The organism is Simplicispira piscis (genome assembly GCF_054783455.1).
This window is the reverse complement of record NZ_BAAGQN010000004.1, coordinates 1-7,584: the sequence shown is the minus strand read 5'-3', so window position 1 is coordinate 7,584 and position 7,584 is coordinate 1. Positions and strand designations below refer to the sequence as shown.

Annotated in this window: 6 protein-coding genes and 1 pseudogene; all 7 read left to right on the top strand. The window is 61.8% G+C overall.

The window, feature by feature from the left end:
• Nucleotides 1–452, top strand: a pseudogene (locus tag ACYVOC_RS01320) (branched-chain amino acid ABC transporter permease); the annotation flags it as partial.
• A 2-nt stretch (nt 453–454) separates the two neighbouring features.
• Nucleotides 455–1,237 (top strand): ABC transporter ATP-binding protein, encoded by a 783-nt coding sequence (locus ACYVOC_RS01315; RefSeq protein ID WP_116003797.1) that lies wholly within the window; start codon nt 455–457, stop codon nt 1,235–1,237.
• Nucleotide 1,238: 1 nt separating this feature from the next.
• Entirely contained in the window at nt 1,239–1,934 is a 696-nt protein-coding gene (locus ACYVOC_RS01310) for an ABC transporter ATP-binding protein (protein WP_116003798.1), read from the top strand.
• Between the two features lie 187 nt (nt 1,935–2,121).
• Entirely contained in the window at nt 2,122–4,221 is a 2,100-nt protein-coding gene (locus tag ACYVOC_RS01305; RefSeq protein WP_461160613.1) for a 3-hydroxyacyl-CoA dehydrogenase NAD-binding domain-containing protein, read from the top strand.
• A gap of 17 nt (nt 4,222–4,238) precedes the next feature.
• Nucleotides 4,239–5,726 carry a M20 family peptidase gene (locus ACYVOC_RS01300; RefSeq protein WP_461160612.1) on the top strand — a complete coding sequence of 496 codons (1,488 nt, stop codon included), beginning with the start codon at nt 4,239–4,241 and terminating at the stop codon, nt 5,724–5,726.
• A 28-nt stretch (nt 5,727–5,754) separates the two neighbouring features.
• Nucleotides 5,755–6,930, top strand: a complete 1,176-nt coding sequence (locus tag ACYVOC_RS01295; RefSeq protein ID WP_461160611.1) for an acetyl-CoA C-acyltransferase — start codon at nt 5,755–5,757, stop codon at nt 6,928–6,930.
• A gap of 400 nt (nt 6,931–7,330) precedes the next feature.
• The gene (locus ACYVOC_RS01290; RefSeq protein WP_461160610.1) at nt 7,331–7,489 is read left to right on the top strand and encodes a PLP-dependent transferase; all 159 of its coding nucleotides are present in this window, start codon (nt 7,331–7,333) and stop codon (nt 7,487–7,489) included.
• Nucleotides 7,490–7,584 lie beyond the last annotated feature (95 nt).

Here is a 7,584-nt window from a genome sequence, read left to right as displayed (position 1 = left end):
TGCTGCTGGTGTTTGCATCGGTGCTGCTGTCCGAACTATCGAAAGCCTGGTTGCTGTACCTGGGCCTGGTGTTCCTGTTCATGGTCATGTTTGCACCGGGAGGTGTCGCCAGCCTCATCATGATGAACATGCGTTTGGCCAAGTTCGGCAAACTGCGTGCACTGTTGCCGTCGTACCTGGCGCTGTTTGGTACCGGGCTGGTGGCCGTGCTGGGCGCTGCCTGCATGGTCGAAATGATTTACCACCTGCAACTCAATGAAGCGCTGGGGCCAGAGCTGTCGTTCATGGGTGCCACACTCAATGCCAGGGCATTCACAAGTTGGTTCGGCGCCGGGTTCGTGCTGCTGACGGGGCTGGGACTGTTTGAACTGTGCAGACGCCAGTTCCGACGCCAGTGGGAAACTATCCAGGAAGAAATTGAACACCAGATCAAGCGTGGGGAGGCGCTGTAACCATGGCGCAAAACGCTACTTATGCATTGGAGCTGCGTGACCTGCGCAAGAGCTTTGGCAAGACGGAGATTATCCGTGGAGCCAACCTGTCTGTGGCTGCGGGCGAACGTGTGGCCATCATTGGCCCTAACGGTGCGGGCAAATCCACGCTGTTCAACCTGATCAGTGGGCGCTTTGCGCCTACCAGTGGAGAGGTGCTGCTGGGCGGGCAGCGCATCGACGGTAAAAAACCCTTCGAAATCAACCGCATGGGGCTTTCGCGGAGCTTCCAGATCACCAACATCTTCCCCAACCTGAGTGTTTTTGAGAACCTGCGCTGCGGCGTGCTCTGGAGCCTGGGCTACAAGTACACCTTTCTGCGTTTTCTCTCGCGGCTGGACGACGCCAATGACCGTGCCCGCCAGCTCATGGAGATGATCAAGCTGGACAAGAAGCGCGACACACTGGCCGTGAACCTGACCTACGCCGAGCAGCGCGCACTGGAGATCGGCATCACCATTGCCGGTGGCGCCAATGTGATCTTGCTCGACGAACCCACCGCCGGCATGAGCCGCAGCGAGACCACGCGCTTCATCCATCTCATCAAGGAAGTGACCGAAGGCCGCACCTTGCTGACCGTGGAGCACGACATGGGCGTGGTGTTCGGGTTGGCGGACAAGATTGCTGTGGTGGTCTATGGCGAGGTCATCGCCTATGACACACCCGACAAGGTGCGTGCCAATGCGCGCGTACAGGAGGCCTACCTGGGCTCTGCCGTGGCCGATGCACAGGCGGAGGGACACTGACATGCTGCACATCAACAACCTTCACGCTTATTACGGCAAAAGCCATGTACTGCACGGCGTCAGCTTCGACGTGCAGCCGGGCGAGATCGTGGCCCTGCTGGGTCGCAATGGCTCAGGCCGCTCGACCACTGCCAAGGCCATCATGGGTTTGGTGAACTGGGAAGGCGACGTGCAATGGAAGGGCAAAAGCCTGGAAGGCAAAAAAGCCTACGAGATTGCCCACCTGGGCCTGGGCTACGTGCCAGAGAGCCGGGACGTGTTTCCTAACCTCACGGTGCACCAGAACCTGCTGCTCGGCCAAAAGGGCAGCGGCAAAGGCAGTCGTTGGTCGTTTGACGACATGTACGACATGTTCCCGCGGCTCAAGGAGCGGCGCAATATCCCGGCGGGGGTGATGTCGGGCGGAGAGCAGCAGATGCTCACCCTGTGCCGCACCCTCATGGGCGACCCGGACCTCATCATCATCGACGAACCTACCGAGGGCCTGGCCCCCAAGATCGTCGAACTGGTGGGGCAATATCTACAGACCCTCAAGGCCAAAGGCATCTCGGTGCTGCTGATTGAACAGAAGCTCACCATTGCCATGACCATTTCTGACCGCTGCCTGGTCATGGGACATGGCAGCATCGTCTTTGATGGCACACCGGACGGCTTGCGCGCCGATAACTATGTGCGCAAGGAGTGGCTGGAGGTTTGAGAACCCACCGGCTGCTAGCCTGAGTGGAACAAGGCGTCTTGTGCAGTGCGCAAGGCGCCTTTTCCACAAAATCAGGCAGGGAGTTTTGTCCCGCCCGAGACAAACCAACTCTGGCAACGTGTGCAGAACTCTCTACAATGAAAAAATCGCACGACCGTTCTTTTTCTACTTTTCAAGGAACAACAGCATGACCGCTGAATACAAAGTCCACGGCAATATCGCCGTGATCACGATGACCAACCCGCCTGTCAACGGACTGGGCTTGTCCACCCGCCAGGGCATCGTGGACGGCCTGGGCAAGGCCAATGCCGATGCTGCTGTCAAGGCCATCGTCGTCACGGGCGCCGGTGCAGCGTTTTCCGGTGGTGCCGACATCAAGGAATTCGGCACCGACCGTGCCATGCAGGAACCCAATCTCAATTCAGTGATCCTGGCGATCGAAAATTCACCCAAGCCCGTGGTGGCAGCACTGCACAGTGTGGCCATGGGCGGCGGTCTGGAGCTGGCACTGGGTTGCCACTACCGCGTGGCAGCGCCCGGCTGCAGCATTGCGCTGCCCGAAGTCAAGCTGGGCATCCTGCCCGGCGCTGGTGGCACGCAGCGCCTGCCGCGCGTGCTGGGAGTGGAGCCCGCGCTGAACATGATCGTGAGCGGCGAGGCCATCAAGAGCGAAATGCTGGGCATGCTGCCCGGCCAGAAGCTGTTCGACAAACTCGCGGCCTCGCCCGAAACCCTGGCCGCCGAGGCCCTGGCCTTTGCGCAAAGCGTGGCCGACACCCGTCCGCTGCCGCTGGTGCGCAACCTGCCTTGCAAGCACCCCCTGGGCGATGCGTACTTCCAGTTCGCACGCAACATGGTCAAGGGCATGAGCAAAAACTTCCCGGCGCCCGCCAAGTGCGTGGACGCCGTCGAAGCCGCCACCAAGGGCAAGTTTGCCGATGGCCTGGCCGTTGAGCGCGAGCTGTTCATCAACCTGATGTGGACGCCCGAGTCGCGTTCGCTGCGCCACCTGTTCCTGTCCGAGCGCGCAGCTTCCAAGATTCCCGATGTGCCCGCCGATACGCCCAAGCGCGAGATCAAGAGCATCGCGGTGATTGGTGCCGGCACCATGGGTGGCGGCATTGCCATGAACTTCCTCAACGCCGGTATTCCCGTGAAGATGCTGGAAATGAAGCAGGAAGCGCTGGACCGTGGCATCGCCACCATCCGCAAGAACTACGAAGCCCAGGTCACCAAGAAGAAGCTCAAGCAAGACAAGTACGAGCAGCGCATGGCGCTGCTCAGCACCACGCTGAGCTACGATGACCTGAGCGATGCCGACATGGTGATTGAGGCCGTGTTTGAAGAAATCGGCGTCAAGGAAGCAGTGTTCAAGGAACTCGACCGCGTGATGAAGCCCGGCGCCATCCTGGCGTCCAACACCTCCACGCTCGACGTCAACAAGATCGCCCACTTCACCAAGCGCCCGCAGGACGTGGTGGGCCTGCACTTCTTCAGCCCAGCCAACGTGATGAAGCTGCTCGAAGTGGTGCGCGGCGAAGCCACCGCCAAGGACGTGATGGCCACCGTGATGGCCGTGGCCAAGAAGATCCGCAAGACCGCTGTGGTCTCCGGCGTGTGCGATGGTTTCATCGGCAACCGCATGATCGAGCAGTACGGCCGCCAGGGCGGGTTTCTGCTGGACGAAGGCTGTACGCCGCAGCAGGTCGATAAGGCCATGGAGAAGTTCGGCATGGCCATGGGCCCGTTCCGCATGGGCGACCTGGCTGGCAACGACATTGGCTGGGCCATCCGCAAGCGCCGCTACCAAGAAAAACCTGACATGAAGTACAGCAAGACTGCTGACTTGCTCTGCGAAAAAGGCCGCTTTGGCCAGAAAACGGGAGCTGGCTGGTACGACTATGTGCCTGGTAAGCGCGATGCGATCCCGAACGCTGAAGTGGTCAAGATGATCGAAGACCACCGCGCCGCATTGGGCATCACGCCGCGCAAGATCTCGGACGAAGAAATCGTGCAGCGCCTGGTATTCAGCCTGGTCAACGAGGCCGCCCACATTCTGGAAGAAGGCATTGCCAACAAGGCCAGCGACATCGACGTGGTCTACATCTTTGGCTATGGCTTCCCGGTGCACCGTGGCGGCCCGCTGAACTACGCCGACGAAGTCGGTCTGTTCAACGTGGTGCAGGCCATGAACCGCTTTGCCCAGAACCCGCTGGACGACGCCGCCTTCTGGAAGCCCGCACCCCTGCTGGCCCGACTGGCCGCTGAAGGCAAGACCTTCAACTGACCGCAGGCCGTCGCACCATGGTCAAGAAACTCGCCTGGGGCCTGCTGGCATTGCTGCTTGCGCTGGCTGTTGTGCTGGGTGTCAACACCCTGCGCAAGGGCTCGCGCCAGCTCGATGTGGCGCCGCTGCCCCTGCTGCAGGTGGATGAAGCGGGTGCCGCCCAGCGCCTGGCCGAGGCGGTGCGCTTGCGCACCATCTCATCGCTGGACGATCCGGGGCTCAATGCCGACCAGTTCAAGCAGTTGCATGCGCTGTTGCAAGCCCGGTTTCCCAAAACCCACGCTGCCCTGCAGCGTGAGGTGGTGGGCGACCTGAGCCTGCTCTACACCTGGCGCGGCAGCAAGCCCGAGGCGCAGCCCATCCTGCTCATGGCCCACCAGGACGTGGTGCCCGTGGCACCGGGCACCGAGGGCGACTGGAAGGCCGAGTCCTTCGGTGGTGAAGTAAAGGACGGCTTTGTCTGGGGGCGCGGCGCCTGGGACGACAAGGGCAACCTCATGTCCCAGATGGAAGCGGTGGAGATGCTGGTGGCCAGCGGCTACCAGCCCGAGCGCACCGTGTACTTGGCCTTTGGCGCCGACGAAGAAGTGGGTGGCCACCGTGGCGCCGAGAAGATTGCAGAACTCCTGAAAGAGCGCAAGGTGCGCCTGGATTTTGTGATCGACGAAGGCTTGCTCATCACCGAAGGCATCATGCCCGGCTTACAAAGCCCGACCGCGCTGATTGGCGTGGCCGAGAAGGGCTACCTCTCGGTGGTACTCAAGACGTCGGCCACTCCCGGTCACTCGTCCATGCCGCCGCCCAAGGGCAGCAGTGCGATTGCCATGATGAGTGCGGCCCTCCAGCGTATCGATGACAAGCAGTTGCCCGGCGCCATTCGCGGTGTGGCGGGCGAGATGTTTGCCACCATTGCACCGGAGATGAGCGGTTTCTCGCGTGTGGCCTTGTCCAACCTCTGGCTGTTTGGCCCCCTGGTGCAAAAGCAACTGGAGGCCGGTGCCAGCACCAATGCCATGCTGCGCACCACCACGGCGCTGACGATCGTTCATGCGGGCAACAAGGAGAACGTGCTGCCAGGCCAGGCCGAGGCCACGGTGAACTTCCGCCTACTGCCCGGGGACACCCGCGAGCAGGTGGTTGAGCGCACCCGCGCCCTGGTGGCCGACGCCACGCACAACGGCAAGTTCGAACTGCATGCGCTGCCCGGCGGTGCCGAGGCCTCCAAGGTCGCGCCCACCGACTCCGCGCAGTACGCCCTCATCAACCGCACCGTGCGCGAAGTGTTCCCCGGAACGCTGGTGGCGCCCGGTTTGATGATTGGCGGCTCGGACTCTATCCACTTTGGCGACATCAGCGACCACATCTTCAAGTTCTCGCCCGTGCGGGCAGGGCCGCAAGACCTGTCGCGTTTTCACGGCACCAACGAACGCATTGCCGTCAGCAACCTGGCCGAACTGATCCGTTTCTACCACCGCCTTTTGACCCAAGGTGCCAAGGCATCTTGAACCTGACACTATTTAGGAGAGCTTTACCATGACATCAGCAGTAATCGTTTCCACCGCACGCACCCCCCTGACCAAGTCCTGGAAGGGTGCCCTCAACATGACCCACGGCGCCACCATGGGTGGCCATGTGGTGGAGCATGCCATTCAACGTGCAGGCATTGAGGCCGCCGAGGTGGACGACGTCATCATGGGTTGCGGCACGCCCGAAGGTGCCACCGGCGCCAACATCGCCCGCCAGGCCGCCCTGCGCGCCGGTTGCCCCGTCACCGTCTCGGGCATGACCATCAACCGCTTCTGCTCGTCGGGCCTGCAGACCATTGCCACCGCCGCCCAGCGCATCATTGCCAACGAAGGCGATATTTACGTTGCCGGTGGTCTGGAAGCCATCTCCTGCACCGCGCAGGAAATGAACACCCACATGCTGCAAGACCCCTGGCTCATGAAGCACAAGCCCGAGGTCTACTGGGCCATGCTGCAAACCGCCGAACAGGTGGCCAAGCGCTACGGCATTACCCGCCAGGCCATGGACGAATACGGCGCCAGCAGCCAGCAAAAGGCCAGCGCTGCACTGGAAAAGGGCCTGTTCAAGGACGAAATCGCCCCCATCACCGTCACCATGGGCGTGGCCGACAAGGTCATGGGCCTGACCACCAAGGAGGTGACCGTGAGTGCGGACGAAGGCATCCGCGCCGGGACCACGTATGACGGCATCAAGGATCTGCGCTCGGCACTGCCCGGCGGCCTGGTTTCGGCAGGCAACGCCAGCCAGCTGTCTGACGGCGCTGGCGCCGTGGTGGTCATGCACGAAAAGCTGGCCGAACAAAAGGGACTCAAGCCCCTGGGCCGTTTCCTGGGATTTGCCGTGGCCGGATGCGAGCCCGACGAAATGGGCATCGGCCCCGTGTTCGCCATTCCCAAGGTGCTCAAGCGCCTGGGCCTCACGATGAACGACATCGACCTGTGGGAGCTGAACGAAGCCTTCGCCGTGCAGGTGATCTACTGCCGTGACAAGCTGGGCATTCCTGCCGACAAGCTCAACGTCAACGGCGGCGCCATCGCCGTGGGCCACCCCTTTGGCATGAGCGGCCAGCGCCTTACCGGCCACGCCCTCATCGAAGGCAAGCGCCGCGGTGCCAAAAAAGTCTGCGTGACCATGTGCATCGGCGGCGGCATGGGCGCTGCGGGTGTGTTTGAAGTGCTGTAAGCGCTGACGACGCTCTGAAGATCAACGCCCCTCGCAGACCGGAAGGTTTGCGCGGGGCGTTTGCTTTTGTTTTGATAGCTGATAGCGCTTGTCTGGCGGGCGCTGGAGGCTAAAAATGCTGGTGCTCTACTGATGTGGATGGCAGCCACAGGCACCAGTTGCCACGGCATGAATGACAACCGCCGTGGGGCTCTATGAGCGCTAGCGCACAGAGCAACTGCAGCGCAGCCGATAAGGTGGAGTTGCGGGTCGGCGCCTCTTGAGCGCTGCACCGCCGCCCATCCCATTCACGCGAAGGAATCCCCTATGAACAGCATCATTTACATCGTCGGCCTGGTCGTTATCGTGCTTTTCGTCCTGTCTTTTTTCGGCCTGCGCTGAGCCTCAGAGCCAGTCGGACTTGCATATCGTCGGCTGCAAATCGACCGTAGCGGCCCAAGATGGCCAACCTGCAAGGGGCGCCATCATCACCGTGGCCGACAACACCTTCTGCACACCCTGCCTGGTGCGCCCGCTGGAGCTGGGCATCGACCTGGTGCTGCACTCCATGACCAAATAGCTCGGCGGGCACGGCAACGCCACCGGTGAATCGCCCCGGCTTTCGTGGAGGCCAGTTGGTTTAAGTCAGGCCACCATCATGGCAGTCTGACTGGC